General features: G+C 59.1%; 17 protein-coding genes. 12 read left to right on the top strand and 5 right to left on the bottom strand.

What is annotated here, in order from left to right; genetic code table 11:
• Both bioD and DYE40_RS06745 read left to right on the top strand, forming a co-directional pair.
• Complete coding sequence (gene bioD, locus DYE40_RS06750; RefSeq protein WP_115308383.1) at window positions 1–675, top strand: dethiobiotin synthase; 675 nt, start codon at window positions 1–3, stop codon at window positions 673–675.
• The gene (locus DYE40_RS06745) at window positions 672–1,205 is read left to right on the top strand and encodes a DNA-3-methyladenine glycosylase I (RefSeq protein WP_115308382.1); all 534 of its coding nucleotides are present in this window, start codon (window positions 672–674) and stop codon (window positions 1,203–1,205) included. Before bioD ends, DYE40_RS06745 begins: the two co-directional genes overlap by 4 nt.
• A 193-nt stretch (window positions 1,206–1,398) precedes the next feature.
• On the opposite strand, the gene DYE40_RS06740 is transcribed toward DYE40_RS06745, so the two are convergent.
• The 3 genes from DYE40_RS06740 to cysE all read right to left on the bottom strand — a co-directional run bounded on the left by DYE40_RS06740 (window position 1,399) and on the right by cysE (window position 4,913).
• Entirely contained in the window at window positions 1,399–2,451 is a 1,053-nt protein-coding gene (locus DYE40_RS06740) for a Gfo/Idh/MocA family protein (RefSeq protein WP_115308918.1), read from the bottom strand.
• Window positions 2,452–2,636: 185 nt separating this feature from the next.
• The gene (locus DYE40_RS06735; protein ID WP_115308381.1) at window positions 2,637–3,953 is read right to left on the bottom strand and encodes a nucleotide sugar dehydrogenase; all 1,317 of its coding nucleotides are present in this window, start codon (window positions 3,951–3,953) and stop codon (window positions 2,637–2,639) included.
• 150 nt (window positions 3,954–4,103) lie between these two features.
• On the bottom strand, window positions 4,104–4,913 hold the full coding sequence (gene cysE / locus DYE40_RS06730; protein WP_115308917.1) for a serine O-acetyltransferase: 810 nt from the start codon (window positions 4,911–4,913) through the stop codon (window positions 4,104–4,106).
• Between the two features lie 249 nt (window positions 4,914–5,162).
• Here cysE and purH point away from each other — a divergent pair, with 249 nt between their 5' ends.
• From purH to DYE40_RS06680, 10 genes are all read left to right on the top strand, one after another.
• The gene (purH, locus tag DYE40_RS06725; RefSeq protein WP_115308380.1) at window positions 5,163–6,743 is read left to right on the top strand and encodes a bifunctional phosphoribosylaminoimidazolecarboxamide formyltransferase/IMP cyclohydrolase; all 1,581 of its coding nucleotides are present in this window, start codon (window positions 5,163–5,165) and stop codon (window positions 6,741–6,743) included.
• Window positions 6,744–7,000: 257 nt separating this feature from the next.
• Complete coding sequence (locus tag DYE40_RS06720; RefSeq protein ID WP_115308379.1) at window positions 7,001–8,197, top strand: AAA family ATPase; 1,197 nt, start codon at window positions 7,001–7,003, stop codon at window positions 8,195–8,197.
• On the top strand, window positions 8,194–8,745 hold the full coding sequence (locus DYE40_RS06715) for a DUF4276 family protein (protein WP_115308378.1): 552 nt from the start codon (window positions 8,194–8,196) through the stop codon (window positions 8,743–8,745). Before DYE40_RS06720 ends, DYE40_RS06715 begins: the two co-directional genes overlap by 4 nt.
• A 139-nt stretch (window positions 8,746–8,884) precedes the next feature.
• The gene (locus tag DYE40_RS06710) at window positions 8,885–9,697 is read left to right on the top strand and encodes an ABC transporter ATP-binding protein (protein WP_115308377.1); all 813 of its coding nucleotides are present in this window, start codon (window positions 8,885–8,887) and stop codon (window positions 9,695–9,697) included.
• 88 nt (window positions 9,698–9,785) lie between these two features.
• On the top strand, window positions 9,786–10,268 hold the full coding sequence (locus DYE40_RS06705) for a hypothetical protein (protein WP_115308376.1): 483 nt from the start codon (window positions 9,786–9,788) through the stop codon (window positions 10,266–10,268).
• A gap of 49 nt (window positions 10,269–10,317) precedes the next feature.
• Window positions 10,318–11,094, top strand: a complete 777-nt coding sequence (gene mlaE / locus DYE40_RS06700; RefSeq protein ID WP_115308375.1) for a lipid asymmetry maintenance ABC transporter permease subunit MlaE — start codon at window positions 10,318–10,320, stop codon at window positions 11,092–11,094.
• 6 nt (window positions 11,095–11,100) lie between these two features.
• Window positions 11,101–11,595 carry an outer membrane lipid asymmetry maintenance protein MlaD gene (mlaD, locus tag DYE40_RS06695; protein WP_115308374.1) on the top strand — a complete coding sequence of 165 codons (495 nt, stop codon included), beginning with the start codon at window positions 11,101–11,103 and terminating at the stop codon, window positions 11,593–11,595.
• Between the two features lie 37 nt (window positions 11,596–11,632).
• Complete coding sequence (locus DYE40_RS06690; RefSeq protein ID WP_115308373.1) at window positions 11,633–12,229, top strand: MlaC/ttg2D family ABC transporter substrate-binding protein; 597 nt, start codon at window positions 11,633–11,635, stop codon at window positions 12,227–12,229.
• Window positions 12,230–12,232: 3 nt separating this feature from the next.
• Window positions 12,233–12,505, top strand: a complete 273-nt coding sequence (locus DYE40_RS06685) for an STAS domain-containing protein (protein WP_115308372.1) — start codon at window positions 12,233–12,235, stop codon at window positions 12,503–12,505.
• The gene (locus DYE40_RS06680; protein ID WP_245944087.1) at window positions 12,502–13,467 is read left to right on the top strand and encodes an MlaA family lipoprotein; all 966 of its coding nucleotides are present in this window, start codon (window positions 12,502–12,504) and stop codon (window positions 13,465–13,467) included. Before DYE40_RS06685 ends, DYE40_RS06680 begins: the two co-directional genes overlap by 4 nt.
• Before the next feature lie 644 nt (window positions 13,468–14,111).
• Here DYE40_RS06680 and DYE40_RS06675 read toward each other — a convergent pair.
• Together DYE40_RS06675 and DYE40_RS06670 are read right to left on the bottom strand one after the other, a co-directional pair.
• Window positions 14,112–15,833 carry a sigma-54-dependent transcriptional regulator gene (locus DYE40_RS06675; RefSeq protein ID WP_115308370.1) on the bottom strand — a complete coding sequence of 574 codons (1,722 nt, stop codon included), beginning with the start codon at window positions 15,831–15,833 and terminating at the stop codon, window positions 14,112–14,114.
• On the bottom strand, window positions 15,823–17,418 hold the full coding sequence (locus DYE40_RS06670) for a two-component system sensor histidine kinase NtrB (protein ID WP_115308369.1): 1,596 nt from the start codon (window positions 17,416–17,418) through the stop codon (window positions 15,823–15,825). Before DYE40_RS06670 ends, DYE40_RS06675 begins: the two co-directional genes overlap by 11 nt.
• Between the last annotated feature and the right edge of the window lie 233 nt (window positions 17,419–17,651).

The raw sequence follows: 17,651 nt of genomic DNA, 5'->3' as shown, positions 1-17,651 counted from the left end.
ATGTTTTCAGACGGCCTGCCGCCCCGCAGCGGCAAAATCCTCTTCATTACCGGCATCGACACCGGCATCGGCAAAACCGTCGCCACAGCCTATCTCGCCGCCAGACTCATGCGGCTGGGGCACAGCGTCATCACCGCCAAAGCCGTGCAGACCGGCTGCGTCGGGCTTTCGGAAGACATCGCCGCCCACCGCCGCCTGCAAAAGCTGCCGCTGCTGCCCGAAGACCGCGACGGCACCACCTGCCCCTATCTGTTCGCCTATCCCTGCTCGCCGCACCTGGCCGCACGGATGGAGGGCAAAACCATAGACCCCGCCGCCATCGCCCGCGCCGCCGCAACACTGGCCGTGCGTTACGATTATGTGCTGCTCGAAGGCGCGGGCGGGCTGGCCGTGCCGCTCAATGACGAAGAAACCACGCTGGACCTTGTCCGCCGCCAAGGCTGGCCCGTCGTCATCGTTACCTCAGGGCGGCTGGGCAGCATCAGCCACACCCTGCTCACGCTCGAAGCCTGCCGCAGCAGCGGCATCGCTGTGGAAACGCTGGTATTCAACCGCTTCCCGCCGGGCGACCCCGCAATCGCCGGCGAAACCGCCGCCTACCTGCAAAATTATCTGCAAAAACATTTTCCCGACGCGGCGTTTGAAATTCTCGACCAAGCCGGAGACGCGCCGTGAGCTACTGCGACCTTGCCAACGCCCTGCCCGAAGGCAGCCCCGACCCCAACAAACACTACCACGACCACGAATACGGCTTTCCCGTTGCAGACGACCGTATTCTGTTTGAAAGGCTGGTGCTGGAAATCAACCAGGCCGGTTTGAGCTGGACGCTGATTCTGAAAAAACGCGCCGCATTTCAGACGGCCTACTGCGGCTTCGACATCGCCGCCGTCGCCGCGTTTGGCGGCAAAGACCGCGCCCGCCTGCTTGCCGACGCAGGCATCATCCGCAACCGCCTGAAAATCGAAGCGGCCATTTTCAACGCAGGGCAGATACTCGCATTGCAGCGGCAGTACGGCTCGTTCAAAAACTGGCTCGACGCGCACCACCCGCGCGAAAAAACCGAATGGGTGAAGCTGTTTAAAAAACACTTCAAATTCATGGGCGGCGAAATCGTCGGCGAATTTCTCATGAGCACCGGCTATCTGGCCGGCGCGCACGACGACACCTGCCCCGTGGCAGCCAAAATCAAAGCACGGCACCCGTAATACGGCAAAAAACAAAGAGGCCGTCTGAAAAACATTTGCGCTTTTCAGACGGCCTCTGCCGCGAAGGTAGGGTGTGCCGCCCAAAGGCGGCACACGCGTTCTTGGTTTTTACGGGCAGCTTCTCCAAACAATCCACAAACCGCAAAGCCGCGTGCGTCGCTGCACGGCACAACCTACGCATGATGCGGCGCGTTCAGAGGTTCAGCGGCAGGGAGACGGTTTGTCCGTCGCGGGCGGCGCGGTAGGCGGCAATCAGGAGTTCGAGCGATTTCAAACCTTCGCGCCCGTCGGTAATCGGTTTGGCCTCACCGCGCATCACGTCGATGACGTTTTTGTAGTAGAGCGGGTGGCCGAAGCCGTACACCGAGGTGGTTTCGTAGTTGGCGGTTTTGACTTGTTCGTCGTAGTCGCGGCTGTCGGCGAAATTCCATTCTTGGATTTCGTTGACGGCCATGCCGCCGATGCGCACCGTGCCGGTTTCGCCCAAAATGGTAATCGAGCCTTCGAGGTTTTTCGGGTAGGTGCACATGGTAACGGCCATCGAGCCGAGCGCGCCGTTGCGCCAGCGGATGTTCATCACGCCGGTGTCTTCGGCTTCGATGTTGCGGTGCGTGGAAATCATGGCCTGCACGTCTTCAACCGGGCCGATGAGCCATTCCATCAGGTCGACGTAGTGGCTGGCCTGGTTCATAAACGCGCCGCCGTCAAATTCCCAAGTGCCGCGCCAGCCGCCGCCCTGGTCGTAATACGACTGCGGGCGCGTCCAAAATACGTTGAGATGCACCATGCAGATTTTGCCGAAGCGTTTTTCTTCGACGGCGCGTTTCAAAAGCTGCAAGGTGGCGTTGAGACGGTTTTGTTTGACGACAAACAGGCGTTTGCCTGCTTTGTCGGCAGCCTGCACCATGCGTTCGCCGTCGGCAAGACGGGTGGCCATCGGTTTTTCGGTAACGACGTGAAAGCCGGCTTCGAGTGCGTCAACCGCCTGCTGCGGATGCAGGCCGGACGGGGTGGTGAGCACGATGATGTCGGCATCGGTTTCGGCGAGCATTTGTGCGTATGAGGCATAGCCTTTTGCGCCTGTGCGCTCTACTGCCGCTTCGAGTGCGGCCGGGTCGGTGTCGCATACGGCGGTGATTTCGCAGTCGTCTTTGAGCGACTCGAACGCGCCGAAGTGGTTGTTGGAAATGCGGCCGCAGCCGGCCAGCGCGAATTTTATTTTGCGGTTGCTAATGGTTTCGTGCATGGGGTTCTCCGAATCTTGCCGCGCGGACAGGTTGGTGGTGTTTATACGGCTTTGTCGGGCAGCAGGGCATTTGAGGCCGTCTGAAACGGCGGAGCGGGTTGCTGCGCCGTTTTGCTCCGGCAGATAAGGCCGCATTCAGACGGCCTGATAATGGGGGAGGCCGTCTGAATGCGGCGGAGCGGGCTTTAGGCCTTGACGATGTTGCCGGCCGTTTCGCCACGGAATCTGCCGCGCGTGTCGATAATCAGTTTGGCGTTTTGCTTGAGCAGCTTGTAATCGAATTTGTCGTGGTCGGTGGCTAAAACCACGCAGTCGAACCCGGCCAGGTTTTCAGCGGTAAAAGGCTCGCTCTTCAAATCGAATTTGTGTTCGCGCATTTTGGGGAACACGGGCACGTGCGGGTCGGAATAGGCCACTTCGGCACCGAGGCCGCGCAGCAGCTCCATCACTTCTACCGACGGGCTTTCGCGCATGTCGTCCACGTTTTTCTTGTAGGCAATGCCCAGCACCAGAATCTTGCTGCCTTTGATGGAGCGGTTGTTGTCGTTGAGCGCGAGTGCGGTTTTGTTGACCACATATTCGGGCATCGAAGAATTGACCTCGCCGGCCAGCTCGATAAAGCGGGTGTTCACGCCGTATTCGCGCGCTTTCCAAGTGAGGTAGAAAGGGTCGATGGGAATACAGTGGCCGCCCAATCCGGGGCCGGGATAATAAGCCACAAAGCCGAAGGGCTTGGTTGCGGCGGCATCAATCACTTCGTGGATGTCGATGCCCATTTTGTCGGCCACGATTTTCATTTCGTTCACCAGACCGATGTTGACGGCGCGGTGGATGTTTTCCAAAAGTTTGGTCAGTTCGGCTGCCTTGGTGGAACTGACGGGGACGACTTTGTCGATGGCGGGCTGGTAAAGCGCCATGCCGACTTCGAGACAGGCCGGAGTGTGGCCGCCGATAACCTTCGGAATCGTGCGGGTTTCAAAATCGGGATTGCCGGGGTCTTCGCGTTCGGGCGAGTAAACCAGAAATACGTTTTCGCCGACTTTCAGGCCGTTTTCTTCAACGCGCGGCAGCAGCTCTTCTTCGGTGGTGCCGGGGTAGGTGGTGGATTCGAGCGAAAGCACCTGTCCGGCACGCAGGTAGGGTTTGACCGCGTCGGTGGTGTCGATCACGAAGCTCATATCAGGCTCGCGGTATTTGTTGAGCGGGGTGGGCACGCACAAAATCACGGCTTCCACTTCGCCGATGCGCGAAAAATCAGTGGTGGCTTCAAACAGCCCGCTGCTGGCGGCGGCGATTTTTTCAGACGGGATGTGCTCGATATAGCTTTGGCCGTTGTTGAGTTTGGCCACTTTTTCGGCATCGATGTCGAAACCCAATACCTGATAGCCGATATCGACATAGCGCAGCATCAGCGGCAGACCGACATAGCCCAAACCGACAATGCCGATTTTGGCTGTTTTGTCGGCGAATTTCTGAATGGTGGTGTGTTTTATCCGTTTCATTGCGGCAAACCGTCTTTTCAGACGGCCTCTAAGGTTGTTGTATCGGGAAAGCGGCGGATTGTACTCCATCCCGCAGCATGAGGCCGTCTGAAAACGGCTGGCATTTTCAGACGGCCTCGAAAGCCCGCGCCGCAGCGGCGGCAGACGGCTTCAGATATAGAAATCCTGATGCGATTCCTCAAAAAAATTCTGGTTCATCTCGGCGGCGGGCTTCACACGGCTTCTGCCCGCCACGGCTTTGGCCGGCACGCCCACCACGGTGGAAAACGCCGGCACGTCGGCCACCACCACGCTGCCCGCACCGATTTTGGCGCATTCGCCCACGCGGATGTTGCCCAACACCGAAGCATTCGCCCCGATCATCACGCCGTCGCCGATTTTCGGATGGCGGTCGCCGCCCTCCTTGCCCGATCCGCCCAGCGTAACACCGTGCAGAATCGAAATGTCGTCGCCCAGCACCGCCGTTTCCCCGATTACCACGCCCGTGCCGTGGTCGATCATAATCCCGCGCCCGAAACGCGCGGCGGGATGCACGTCCACGCCGAACACTTCCGAAGAACGGTTTTGCAGGAAATAGGCCAGCGTCCTGCGCCCCTCCTTCCACAGGCAGTGGTTGATACGGTGTGCCTGAATGGCGTGGAAACCTTTGAAATACAAAAGCGGCAGGCAGTATTGGTCGCAGGCCGGGTCGCGCTCGTAATAGGCCACCATGTCCGCCTCCATCGCCGCCCCGATTTGCGGCTCTTTGTCCAGCGCGTGCAGATAAAGCTCGTAGAGCGTGCGCATATCCATCGTCGGATTGCCCAGCTTGCTCGACAAATGAAAGGCCAGCACCCGCTCCAAACTGTCGTGCCGCAGCACCGTCATATGCAGAAAGCTGGCCAGCATCGGCTCTTCCGCCGCCGCGCGGTGCGCCTCGCCGCGCACGGTCTGCCAGAGATTGAAGGTGTTGTTTTCCATTTTCAGACGGCCTCTGCGGAAATTGAACAAGGCGCGGATTGTAGCCCAAAAAAGCGCGCGTGCGGCGCGGGAAAGCACGCATCAGGCCGTCTGAAAACCCGCCGCCTGCTGCACAAAGCCCCGAAAAAGCGGATAATCGCGCCCGTTTGCATCCCGCAGACAAACCCGCGCAAACCTTTGCAACACGCCGCTCCCGCGCAAAAGGGCGGCTTATCCACACTCCAACCAGCCAAAGGAAAACTCCCTGCCATGTCCACCGTAAAAATCCAACGCGCCCTCATCAGCCTGTCCGACAAAACAGGCGTGGTCGAATTTGCCCAAGCTCTTGCCGCCAAAGGCGTTGAAATCCTTTCCACCGGCGGCACCGCCAAACTTCTGGCCGACGCGGGGATTCCCGTCATCGAAGTAGCCGACTACACCGGTTTCCCCGAAATGCTCGACGGCCGCGTCAAAACCCTGCACCCGAAAATCCACGGCGGCATACTCGGGCGGCGCGATTTGGACGAACACGTCGCCAAAATGGCCGAACACGGCATCGGCAATATCGATTTGGTTGCGGTAAATCTCTACCCCTTTGCCGCCACCATCGCCAAGCCCGGCTGCACGCTGGAAGACGCGATTGAAAACATCGACATCGGTGGCCCGACTATGGTGCGCTCCGCCGCCAAAAACTGGAAACACGTCGCCATCGTTACCGACAACGGCGATTTTGATGCCGTAGTTGCCGAGCTGCAAAATTCAGACGGCCTCTCCGACCAAACCCGTTTCAATCTCGCCCGCAAAGCGTTCAGCCACACCGCGCAATACGACGGCATGATTTCCAACTACCTCACCAGCGTGTCCGACGAAAAACTGTCGGGCGAGCCGGAAATCGGCGAATTTCCCGCCCAGTTCAACCAAAGCTGGCTGAAAGTGCAGGAAATGCGCTACGGCGAAAACCCGCACCAGCACGCCGCGTTTTACCGCGATCTGTATCCCGCTTCAGGCAGCCTGTCTGCCTATACGCAATTGCAGGGCAAAGAATTGTCGTACAACAATATCGCCGATGCCGATGCGGCTTGGGAAGCCGTCAAATCTTTTGACGAGCCCGCCTGTGTGATTGTCAAACACGCCAACCCGTGCGGCGTGGCCGTGGCCGACACCCCGCTCAATGCCTACAAACTGGCTTTCGCCACCGACACCACCAGCGCATTCGGCGGCATCATTGCCTTTAACCGCGAAGTGGATGCCGATACGGTCGAAGCGGTTACCGGCCAGTTCCTCGAAGTATTGATGGCACCCAAGTTCAGCGACAAAGCCAAAGAAATCATTGCGGCCAAGAAAAACGTGCGCGTATTGGAAGTGCCGCTTTTGGCCGGTGCAAACCGTTTTGAACTGAAACGCGTCGGCGGCGGATTATTGGTGCAAACACCCGACATCCGCCGCATCCGCCGCGAAGATTTGAAAGTCGTCTCCAAACGCCAACCCACCGAACAGGAGTGGAAAGACCTGCTGTTTGTTTGGAACGTGGCCAAATACGTCAAATCCAACGCCATCGTGTTCGGCAAAGGCGGCCAAACCTACGGCATCGGCGCGGGGCAGATGAGCCGCGTGGACTCCACCCGCATTGCCGCCCGCAAAGCGCAAGACGGTGGTTTTGATTTGAACGGCGCGTGCGCGGCATCGGATGCGTTTTTCCCCTTCCGCGACGGCGTGGATGTGATTGCCGAACAGGGCATCAAAGCCGTCATCCACCCCGCCGGCTCGGTTCGTGATGAAGAGGTATTCGCCGCCGCCGACGAACACGGCATGGCGATGGTGGTAACGGGCGTACGCCATTTCCGCCATTGATTTTGTCCCACCAAACCCTTTTTCAGGCTGCCTTGCATTACAGATAAGGCAGCCTGCATGGTGTAAGGTATAGCGGCTCAAAATAAAAAATCTACGGCGTTGCTGCGCCTTGCCGTACTGCACCGTACTGTCTGCGGCTTGCTGCCTTGTATCTTTTCTATTTTGTTCCGCTATATGCGGCTTCCGCCACGCACGCAGTTTGCAAACAAAACAGGTAGCCTGAAAACATTTGGAAACCACAAAAACAAGGAAACCCCATGCGTATCGAAACCCTGCGTTTAAAAAACTTCAAAGGCTTCCGCCGCGCCCAAATGACCGACATCCCCAATTTCTGCGTGGTAGTCGGCGCAAACGGCACGGGCAAATCCACCCTGTTTGACGTGTTCGGTTTCCTGCGCGACTGCCTCACGTTTAACGTTAGCAGCGCATTGCAAAGGCGCGGCGGCTTCAAAGAAGTATTAAGCCGTGGCGCGGATGCGGCAAAAGAAATGATTGAGTTGGAAATACAATTCCGCATGGACATCGGCGGCGTAAACCGCTTGGTAACGTATGAAATCCATATCGGACAAAATGCCAATAAAAAACCCGTTATCCGCAAAGAAAGCCTGCGCTACAAGCGTGGCCGCTATGGCTCGCCGTACAATTTCCTGATTTTTGAAAACGGCAAAGGCTATGCTGTAACTAATGAAGAAGATTTCAGCAAAGAAGAAGAAAAATTAGATAGAGAAGAACAAGAAATTGAATCCGATGTTTTGGCGATTAAAGGATTGGGACAGTTTGCCCGCTTCAAAGCCGCCAGCGCGTTCCGCCAGTTGATTGAAAACTGGTATGTGTCGGACTTTCATATCAATTTGGCGCGCGGCAGCAAAGACGCAGCGGGAGAATACGAGCATTTGTCGGTTTCGGGCGAAAACCTGCAGCTGGTGGCTCAGCATATTTATGAAAACGAACCGGTTATTTTCCAAAAAATCGTACAGGCGATGAAACACCGCGTGCCTGGTATCGGCGATGTAAAAACCATCCAATCACCTGACGGCAGGCTGCTTTTAGGCTTTAAAGACAGCAGCTTCCAAGACCCGTTTATCGACCGCTATGTTTCAGACGGCACGATTAAAATGTTTGCCTATCTGGTGCTGCTCTACGATCCGAAACCGCATCCGCTTTTATGCGTGGAAGAGCCGGAAAACCAGCTTTATCCGCGCCTGTTACCCGAACTGGCAGAGGAGTTCCGCGCCTATGCCGAGCGCGGCGGGCAGGTGTTCGTATCCAGCCATTCGCCGGACTTTCTCAATGCCGTGCAGTTGGACGAAGTGTTTTGGCTGGTTAAGGAAAACGGCTGCACCGGCATCCGCCGCGCCCGCGATAACGAACAAATCGCCGCCTTTATGGCGGAGGGCGACAAAATGGGGTATCTGTGGAAAGAAGGCTTCTTTGAGGGAGCAGATCCGAAATGAAGCTGGTGTTTTTCTTGGAAGAGCCTTCGGCGCGGGTGATGCTGGAAGGCATTTTGCCCGTTATCGCAGCGGGGCACGAATGGCAGTTTGTGGAATTTGACGGCAAGCAGGACTTGGAAAAACGGCTTGCCCGCAAGCTACGCGGCTGGCTGTATACCGAAAATACCCGCTTTATCGTATTGCGCGACCAAGATTCAGGCAATTGTGGCGTGATAAAGGACAGGCTGCGGCAAATCTGCGCCAATGCGGGCAGGCAGGACGCGTTAATCCGCATTGCCTGCCGTGAGTTGGAAAGTTTTTATTTGGGCGATTTGGCGGCAGTGGGCGAGGCTTTTGGCAAAAATTTAGCCAAACATCAGCAAAACCGGAAATTCTGCCAGCCCGATAAATTAAACAATGCCAAACAGGAGTTGAAAAAACTGGTGCCGGAATATCAGGAAATCTCCGGCTCGCGGCAAATCGCTCCGCTGCTTTTGCGGCAAAACAATGCTTCGCATAGCTTTAATGTGCTGGTTAACGGTATTCGGAACCTGATTTCATCATTCTGAAAAACACAGGCAGCCTGAAAACAAGCGGTTAACGCAGTCATACATACGCCCCCTGCTGCTCAAAAGGCCGTCTGAAAAAATTGCCCCTGCCGCAGCAACTATTTAGAATGCGCAACTTTCCACCGCGAGCCGCCGCACCATGCCCCAGCCCTTCATCGAAATGAAAAACGTCGTCTTTGCCTACGGCGCACGCCCGATACTGAACGGCATCAGCTTCACAGTCGGACAGGGAAACTTTGCCGCCGTGATGGGCGGATCGGGCAGCGGCAAAACCACCCTCATGCGCCTGATTACCGGCCAACTCCGTGCGCAAAGCGGCCAGGTGCTGATCGAAGGCCGCGACATCGCCCGTTTTTCCGATGCCGAACTCTACGAACACCGCCGCCGCATGGGCGTGCTGTTCCAGCACGGCGCGCTGTTTACCGACCTTTCCGTTTACGACAACATCGCCTTCCCGATGCGCGAGCTGACTGCCCTGCCCGAGCCTGTCATCCGCGACCTGGTGCTGATGAAGCTCAACGCCGTCGGCCTGCGCGGCGTGGAAAAACTCATGCCCTCCGAACTCTCCGGCGGTATGTCGCGCCGCGTCGCCCTCGCCCGCACCATCGCCCTCGATCCCGAAATCATGATTTACGACGAGCCCTTCACCGGCCTCGACCCGATTTCGCTCGGCGTTATCGCCCACCTCATCAGCCGCGCCAACAAAGCCCTGCGTTCCACCAGCATCATGGTTACCCACGACATCGAAAAATCGCTGCAAATCGTCGATCGGGTGATTTTCCTCGCCCACGGCGAAATCGTGTTTGCCGGCACGCCGCAGGAAATGCGCGAACTCGATTCTCCGTGGGTAAAACAATTTGTCGGCGGCGAAGCCGACGGCCCCGTCGCCTTCCGCTACCCCGCACCCACAACGCTCAAAGACGATTTGCTGCCGGCGGCAGACACACAATAAACCACCCCGCTTTTCAGACGGCCTCCCTGCCTTTGAGGCCGTCTGAAAAGGCCGTCTGAAAGCATTTTCCGCCGCATAGGCACACCGTATGACAAAAAGACACGCCGCCTTTATCCTGCTTGCCGCCGCCGACCTTGCCGCGCTGGCCGCCGCGTTATGGCAGTATGCCGGCGCGGGCGCGTTCCTCTACACCTTCCTGGCCGAACGCACAGCCGATGCGGCCGAAGGCTTCGCCGCAAGCGGCGCGGCTTACGGCCTGCTGTTTCTCGCCGCGCCGCTGTCCGCGCTGCTGCTCTACTGTCTGCTGCCGGTATCGGTCTATGGCTTTGTCCGCCGCCGCCGCTGGGTCAGATGGGTGGTGGCGGCACAGCTTCCGCTGCGGCTTTTGGATTTTTCGCCATCCGTGCCGTTTGCCGAAGCCGAAGCCGTGCGGCAGATTGCCGCCCTGCTGCCCGACCTCTGGCAGACCCGCGCCGCCATCGCCCTGCTCCTGGCGGCCGAACTGGGCAAAACCGTGTGGGTGTTTTTCCTCACCCGCAAAAAACATTTTCAGACGGCCTCCCGACCGTAAAACCCGCTTCAAGGCCGTCTGAACACCCTTTTCCGACACCTGCACACCTATGGACTTCATTCAAACCGTCGGCGCGAAAACGCTGGCCTTCATCCGCTCCCTCGGCAGCGTCTGCCTCTTTCTGATGCAGATTCTCGCCCACTCCGGAACCTCGCTGCTGCGCATCCGCCTGAGCATCCGTCAGGTGTATTTCGCCGGCGTGATGTCGGTGCTGATTATCGCCGTGTCCGGCCTGTTCGTCGGCATGGTGCTGGGCTTGCAGGGCTACACCCAGCTTGCCAAATTCAAATCCGCCGACATCCTCGGCTATATGGTGGCCGCCTCGCTGCTGCGCGAACTCGGCCCCGTTTTGGCGGCGATTCTGTTCGCCAGCAGCGCGGGCGGCGCGATGACCAGCGAAATCGGCCTGATGAAAACCACCGAACAGCTCGAAGCAATGAACGTGATGGCGGTCAATCCCGTTGCCCGCGTCGTCGCCCCGCGCTTTTGGGCGGGCGTGTTCTCCATGCCGCTGCTGGCCTCGATTTTCAACGTATCGGGCATCTACGGCGCATACATCGTCGGCGTGGAATGGCTCGGCCTGGACGGCGGCATTTTCTGGTCGCAGATGCAGAACAATATTTCCTTCGGCTACGACGTGCTCAACGGCCTGATCAAATCGGCCTGCTTCGGCGTGGCGGTAACGCTGATTGCCGTACACCAGGGCTTCCATGCCGTCCCCACCTCCGAAGGCATCCTCCGCGCCAGCACGCGCACCGTCGTCTCCTCCGCGCTCACCGTGCTGGCCGTCGACTTCATCCTTACCGCATTTATGTTTACCGGATAACACACTATGAAACGCAACACCTTGGAATTTTGGGTCGGACTCTTTGTTTTGGCCGGTGCGGCCGCGCTGAGCTTTCTGTCGCTGCGCGTCGCGGGCGGCGGCTTCGGCGGCGCGCAGCAGGGCTACACCGTATATGCCGAATTTTCCGACATCGGCGGCCTGAAAACGCAGGCACCCATCAAAGCCTCCGGCGTGCTGGTCGGCCGCGTGCAAAGCATTACCCTCGACCCGCAGACCTACCGTGCCAAAGTCGCCCTGCAACTGGACGGACAATACAAATTCAGCAGCGACGTATCCGCGCAGATCCTCACCTCCGGCCTGCTCGGCGAACAATACATCGGCCTGATGCAGGGCGGCGACCCCGAAAACCTCGCCCCCGGCGACACCATCACCCTCACCAGCTCCGCGCTGGTGCTGGAAAACCTTATCGGCAAATTCATGACCAATTTCGCCGAAGGCAACGCCAAGCCGTCTGAAAACACAGAAAACAGCACCGAATAATTCCGCAAACCGTCCGTTAGAAAAAGAGAAAACGCATATGAAAACATCCTTCTACACAGCCGTCCTGATTGCCGCCGCCTCCGTCGGCAGCGCGTACGCCACCCCGCAGCAGGCCGTCGGCCAGGTGCGCGAAAACGCCGCACAGGTATTGGGCATCCTGAAAAAAGCCAACGGCAGCAACGATGCCGCCATACGCAAAGAAGCCGAAAACTACGCCATGCCCTATTTCGACTTCCAGCGCATGACCGCGCAGGCCGTCGGCCGCCCGTGGACGCAGGCCACCGCCGCGCAGAAACAGGCGCTTACCCGCGAATTTCAAGCCCTGCTCATCCGCACCTATTCGGGCACCATGCTGAAATTCAAAAACTCCGCCGTCGATGTGAAAGGCAACCCCGTCGTCAACAAAGGCGGCAAAGAAATCATCGTCCGCGCCGAAATCAGCCAGGGCGGCAGTAAGCCCGTCAACATGGATTTCACCGTCCACCAAAGCGGCGGCAAATACCGCGTGTACAACGTGGCCGTAGAAGGTGCAAGCCTGGTTACCGTCTACCGCAACCAGTTTGGCGAGATCATCAAAAACAAAGGCTTCGATGGCCTGATTCAGGATCTGAAAAGCAAAAACGGCGGAAAATAAGCCATGAACTGCGAACTGCGCGACGGCGTGCTGTACCTCTCCGGCGACATTACCGTCAAAACCGTACAGCCGGCCGCCTACCAACGCTTCCGGCAGCTCTGCCGCCAAAACGCCGCCGCCCTCGACCTCTCCGCCGTCGGCCGCGCCGACTCCGCCTGTCTCTCCCTGCTGCTGGAAGCCCTGCGCGGCAACAGCGGCATCAGGCTGCGCCACCTCCCCGATGCCGTGTCCGCACTGGCCGAACTGTACGAAGTACGAGAATGGATGCCCCTATGAAAACCCGCACCGCCCTGCCCGCCGCCGCCCTCGCCCTCCTGCTCGCCGCCCCCGCCTTTGCCGACGGCAGCTCCGGCCAAACGGAAGCTGACGGACAGCCCGCCGCCGAAGCCGCCGACACCCCGCCCGTGCGCGACCGCTACGAACGCTACAACCGCTTCATGTTCAAAATAAACGACAAAGCCGACCGCTACGTCCTCGCCCCCGTCGCACGCGGCTACCGCAAAGCCACGCCGCCCCCCGTGCGTACCGGCGTGCGCAACTTCTTCAACAACCTGCGCGACGTAGTCAGCTTCGGCAGCAACGTCCTGCGGCTGGACATCAAACGCGCCAGCGAAGACTTCATGCGCGTTTCCCTCAACTCCACCTTCGGCCTTGCCGGCCTGATCGACGTGGCCGGAGCGGGCGGAATCCCCGACAACAAAAACGCCCTCGGCGACACTTTCGCCTCATGGGGCTGGAAAAAAAGCCACTACTTCGTCTATCCCCTGCTCGGCCCCTCCACCCTGCGCGACAGCGTCGGCAATACCGCCCTGATGGCCTATCCCGTGCAAAATGCCGTCTTCCACACCGCTGCCGGCCGCTACGCCGCCAGCGGCCTCAACGCCGTCAGCACCCGCGAGAGCTATCTCGACATCACCGACAGCCTCGGCGATGCCGCCCTCGATCCATACATCATGATGCGCGACGGCTATATGCAGATGCGCGACAAACAAATCGGCATCTGGCCGTCTGAAAACGGAGACAGCGGCGGGGAAATCGACATCGACGAGCTGGTTGCCCCCGCAGACGGCGGTGCGCAACCGGCGGTACAGGCTTCCGCCGCCGTGCCGGAACATCCCGCGCCCGCCGCAGAAGAAATCCCCGCTTTGGAAACGCCCGCCGAAACGGCAACACTCCTTGAAGCAAAACCGCAGCCGGAAACATCATCGGATGCGGAAACGGCTTCCGAAGCGCATTAGTCCCCATCCGCGCCACCAAAGGCAAAAGGCCGTCTGAAAAGCAATTTTCAGACGGCCTTTTTGGAACACAGGCAATACCCGCGCATCATTTGCGGCGCAAGCCGAAAACGCGGCAGCACAGCGGATAAAGCCATATCAGCAAACGGCAGGCGGGCAAGGCACAACGCCCAAATGCGCCGCAGGTATGGGAAAAAGGTTGCGGACCGTAGGGCGTGCCGCACCAGCGACGCACGCCCTCCCTAGCGTAGCGCAAAGGCCGTCTGAAAACCAAAACCGCGTGCGTGGCTGCGCCACACACCCTACGCAGCAAGCCCGCCTGGCGTGTCCGCTTCAAGGAACACACATTCCGAAACCATCCGCAGGGCGTGCCGCACCAGCGACGCACGCGTTCCCTAGCGTAGCGCAGAGGCCGTCTGAAAACCAAAACCGCGTGCGTGGCTGCACCACACACCCTACGCAGCAATCCCGCCTGGCGTGTCCGCTTCAAGGAACACACATTCCGAAACCATCCGCAGGGTGTACCGCCAAAGCGACGCACGCGTTCCACGACTTTCAAAAAATAAGGCCGTCTGAAAATTGGTTTTCAGACGGCCTCTGCACAGATGTTTCCTGACGAAACAACGGTTTGCCTGTTTTCAGACGGCCTATTCTATGCCCAGCCTTTCCATGCGGTAGCGCATGGAGCGGAAGCTGATGCCGAGGAGTTTGGCGGCCTGGGTGCGGTTGTAGCGTGTGATTTGCAGGGCTTGTTCGATAATGGAGCGTTCGAGCAGGTCGAGGTATTCCTGTATCTGGCTGCTCCCCGGCACAAAGGGGGGCAGGCCGCTGAAATCCAGGGGCGGGCAGTCGCAGCCTTCTTCTTCGGGCTGGGCGAACGAGGATGCGTCGGCGGGTGCGTTCTGTTCGTTCAGGTCGGCGGGGCGCACGCCGTTGCCGGCGGTAATCTGCAAATCGTCGATTTGGATGACGCTGCCGGCGGTGAGGGCAACGGCGCGTTCGAGGATGTTTTCCAGTTCGCGGAAGTTGCCGGGATAGCTGTATGCAAGCAGGGCTTCTTGTGCGCCGGGGCTGAGTTTGTAGCCGCCGGGAACGTTGCCGCTGTATTTGTGCAGCATACGCAGGATGAGGCTGCCGAGATCTTCGCGCATTTCGCGCAGGGGCGGCATATGCAGGGTAACGACGTTGAGGCGGTAGTAAAGGTCTTGGCGGAATGCGCCGGATTCGACAAGGGCTTCGAGATTTTTGTGGGTGGCGCAGACGATGCGTACGTCTACGGGTGTTTCTTTCGCATCGCCGATGCGGCGCACGGCTTTTTCCTGAATGGCGCGCAGGAGTTTGACCTGCATGGCCAGCGGCAGGTCGGCCACTTCGTCGAGAAACAGGGTGCCGCCGTCGGCGTGTTGGAAGAAGCCCATGCGGTCTTGGTCGGCTCCGGTAAAGCTGCCTTTTTTGTAGCCGAAAAATTCGCTTTCCATCAGGTTTTCGGGAATCGCGCCGCAGTTTACGGCGATAAAGGGGCCGGTGGTGCGCGGGGATAGCTCGTGGATGCTGCGGGCGGCCTGTTCCTTACCCGAGCCGGATTCGCCGGAGATGTAAACAGGAACGTTGCTGCCGGCAAGGCGGCGGATGAGGTGGCGCACTTCTACCATTTGCGGCGACATGCCCAGGAGGCGGGGCATATCGATGTCGCCGCCGACTTCGGGTTCGGATGCTGCTGGGCTGTGGGCGGTCATTTCGGAAACGGGCGGCGGCGCGCTGCGGAAGCGTTCGCGCAGGGAGCTTAACGCGCCCGAGGGTGCCATCGGTTTGTCGATGCCGCCGGAGATGCCTTTGCGGACGGGGCGGGATGCGTCGGGCGTGCTGCGGACGGGGACGGGCGGGGCGGCAACGGGCTGCGGGCGGGGCGGCGGGGTGTAGGCGGGTGCGGCGGCAGGCTGCGGCGCGGGCTGTGCGGCGGCCGGTTTGGGCTCGTGGGCGGTGTCGGCTTCGTTTACTTTGACGGCGGATTTGACCAGCGAGCGCAGCTGGGAGAGGGTGATGGGTTTTTGCAGATAGTCGAATGCGCCTTCTTTGAGGGCTTCGACGGCCTGATCGGCGTTGCCGAAGGCGGTGATGACGGCTACGGGTGTGTCGAGGGCGAGGCGGTTGATGTGCTGTACGACTTCGAGGCCGGAGCCGTCGGGCATACGCATATCGGTCAGCACGAGGGAGTAGTCGCCGCCTTCGAGTTTGCTTTTCGCGTCTTCCACGCCGACGGCGGTATCTACGCGCAAACCCATTTTCATCAGGGTCATTTCCATCAGGTCGCGGATGTCCGCTTCGTCGTCCACCACCAGTACGGGGTGTTGCAGATCGTTACTCTTCATGGTTTTTGTCCTTTGGCAGAATGAACTCGAAGCCGTTCATTTCGGGGTGGTAATGCAGCTCGCCCAAGTTGGCGTGCGCCAGTTCGCGGGCAACGTAGAGACCCAGACCGGTGCCGCCTTGTGCGGTGGTGAAAAACGGCTCGAACAGGCGGTTGCGGATGTCGGGCGGCACGCCGGGTCCGTTGTCGGAAACAACGACGGAGATGTTGAGCTTGCCGCTGGGTCGGATGGTTACTTTGATGGCGTTTTCGTCTTTTTTGCTGTGCCGCCAGGCGTTGTTGCAGAGGTTCCACATAATCTGCTGGACGTGCATGGGGTCGGCGGTTACCGAGAGGTTTTTGCCCTGCATTTCCATTTTCATGCAGTGGACCGCATCGGGATTGTTGAGGGTGAATTCCTGTTTGAACGAGAGCCAGAATTTCATCATGTTGATGTGTTCGCGGCCGAGGTTGTCTTTTTTGTTGAGCATCGACACTTCTTCGAGCATTTTGTCGATGCGGCGGATGTTGCCGTCGATGATGCCGTGGAGCTTGTTTTCCATCGGGTTTTCGCTGCTTTCTTTCAGCAGGTCGTTGGCATGGCGGATGGCGGACATGGGGTTGCGGATTTCGTGGGCGAGGTTGGCGGTAAGCTGTCCGAGGGAGGCGAGCTTGGTGGCCATCGCTTCGGAGGCGATTTCGCGCAGGGAGCGCACGAAGAGCATGAGGAGTTTGCCGTCTTCCTGCACCAGGGGTACGGCGCGTACGTGCATGGAATGCTGGTGCAGGTGGATGTCGGTTTCGAAGGTGCGTTCGGGGCTGTAGAGCCAGCGGCGGGCGATGTCTTCGAAGATGGGTTCTTTGCGCTCGGGGGCGAGTCCGGGGAAGTAGGTTTTGGCCTGGCGGTTGAACAGCCAGACGGTGAGTTCGGGGTCGATGACGATGACGGCTTCCTGCATACGGTTGAGCACGAGCTGGTTGAGGCCGCGCACGCGGTTGTAGTTGCTTTTGTGTTTCTTGGCCGAGGCGTTGGCGGCTTTGAGGAAAATCGCGCTGTATGAGGTGAGGTAGGCAACGGCAAACGAGGCGGCAATCAGCACGACGGCCGTGCCGATGCTGCGGCCGTTCCATTTTTCCATGTCCAGCCCGAACTGGTCGTTGAGGAACATGACGCAGATGACGCACAGGGCGGTAAAGCCGGCATAGAGGGCGGGAAAGCGGCCGTAGCTGAGCATACAGGAGGTGGCAACGAAAGGCAGCACGAGGATGCCGATGCCCGAACCGATGCCGCCTGTGAGGTACACCAGCACCATAATCATCAGGATGTCGATCACCGCGCTGGCGTTGGGCAGGCGGTCGTTGCGCTGGTGCATCCAGCCCGGGCGCAGGAACGAGAGCAGCGCAATGCCCGTGTACGCCGTTGTCCACACATAAAACACGACGGGCGACATGATTTCGCGCAGGCCGTTGTTTTCGGTAAGCACGGCCATCAGGTGCAGGCAGACCATGGATACGACGATGGTAAGCCGGCAGATATTGATGAGCCACGGGATGCGGTCGATTTGTTCTTCCCAGTCGTCGGCTTTGGTTAAGAAGGAGTTTTTCATGTTGTTTCTGACTGTGCTTTTGTCTGTTTGTCCGCATACGGCTCTCGGGCAACCGTGTCGGAGAGCCTTTTGTTCTTTGCATACGCATTATCGCAAACCGGTGCGGCAGGATGTTTGCAGACGGCCTTTGCGGTTGCCGTTCGGCATGAGTGGCGGGCGGCACGCGCTATTGTAAGGCAAAACCGCGCAGCGGCGGCGGCAAGAGGCCGTCTGAAACGGCTTTTCAGACGGCC

Source organism: Kingella potus (genome assembly GCF_900451175.1).
Taxonomy (GTDB): Bacteria; Pseudomonadota; Gammaproteobacteria; order Burkholderiales; family Neisseriaceae; genus Neisseria; species Neisseria potus.
This window is presented reverse-complemented; position numbering and strand designations above follow the sequence as displayed.

Excerpts from the sequence above, each read along its gene's own strand:
- bioD (WP_115308383.1), top strand. The coding sequence starts at position 1 with ATGTTTTCAGACGGCCTGCCGCCCCGCAGCGGCAAAATCCTCTTCATT.
- DYE40_RS06740 (WP_115308918.1), bottom strand. The coding sequence starts at position 2,451 with ATGCACGAAACCATTAGCAACCGCAAAATAAAATTCGCGCTGGCCGGC.
- DYE40_RS06735 (WP_115308381.1), bottom strand. The coding sequence starts at position 3,953 with ATGAAACGGATAAAACACACCACCATTCAGAAATTCGCCGACAAAACA.
- cysE (WP_115308917.1), bottom strand. The coding sequence starts at position 4,913 with ATGGAAAACAACACCTTCAATCTCTGGCAGACCGTGCGCGGCGAGGCG.
- purH (WP_115308380.1), top strand. The coding sequence starts at position 5,163 with ATGTCCACCGTAAAAATCCAACGCGCCCTCATCAGCCTGTCCGACAAA.
- DYE40_RS06720 (WP_115308379.1), top strand. The coding sequence starts at position 7,001 with ATGCGTATCGAAACCCTGCGTTTAAAAAACTTCAAAGGCTTCCGCCGC.
- DYE40_RS06715 (WP_115308378.1), top strand. The coding sequence starts at position 8,194 with ATGAAGCTGGTGTTTTTCTTGGAAGAGCCTTCGGCGCGGGTGATGCTG.
- DYE40_RS06710 (WP_115308377.1), top strand. The coding sequence starts at position 8,885 with ATGCCCCAGCCCTTCATCGAAATGAAAAACGTCGTCTTTGCCTACGGC.
- DYE40_RS06705 (WP_115308376.1), top strand. The coding sequence starts at position 9,786 with ATGACAAAAAGACACGCCGCCTTTATCCTGCTTGCCGCCGCCGACCTT.
- mlaE (WP_115308375.1), top strand. The coding sequence starts at position 10,318 with ATGGACTTCATTCAAACCGTCGGCGCGAAAACGCTGGCCTTCATCCGC.
- mlaD (WP_115308374.1), top strand. The coding sequence starts at position 11,101 with ATGAAACGCAACACCTTGGAATTTTGGGTCGGACTCTTTGTTTTGGCC.
- DYE40_RS06690 (WP_115308373.1), top strand. The coding sequence starts at position 11,633 with ATGAAAACATCCTTCTACACAGCCGTCCTGATTGCCGCCGCCTCCGTC.
- DYE40_RS06685 (WP_115308372.1), top strand. The coding sequence starts at position 12,233 with ATGAACTGCGAACTGCGCGACGGCGTGCTGTACCTCTCCGGCGACATT.
- DYE40_RS06680 (WP_245944087.1), top strand. The coding sequence starts at position 12,502 with ATGAAAACCCGCACCGCCCTGCCCGCCGCCGCCCTCGCCCTCCTGCTC.
- DYE40_RS06675 (WP_115308370.1), bottom strand. The coding sequence starts at position 15,833 with ATGAAGAGTAACGATCTGCAACACCCCGTACTGGTGGTGGACGACGAA.
- DYE40_RS06670 (WP_115308369.1), bottom strand. The coding sequence starts at position 17,418 with ATGAAAAACTCCTTCTTAACCAAAGCCGACGACTGGGAAGAACAAATC.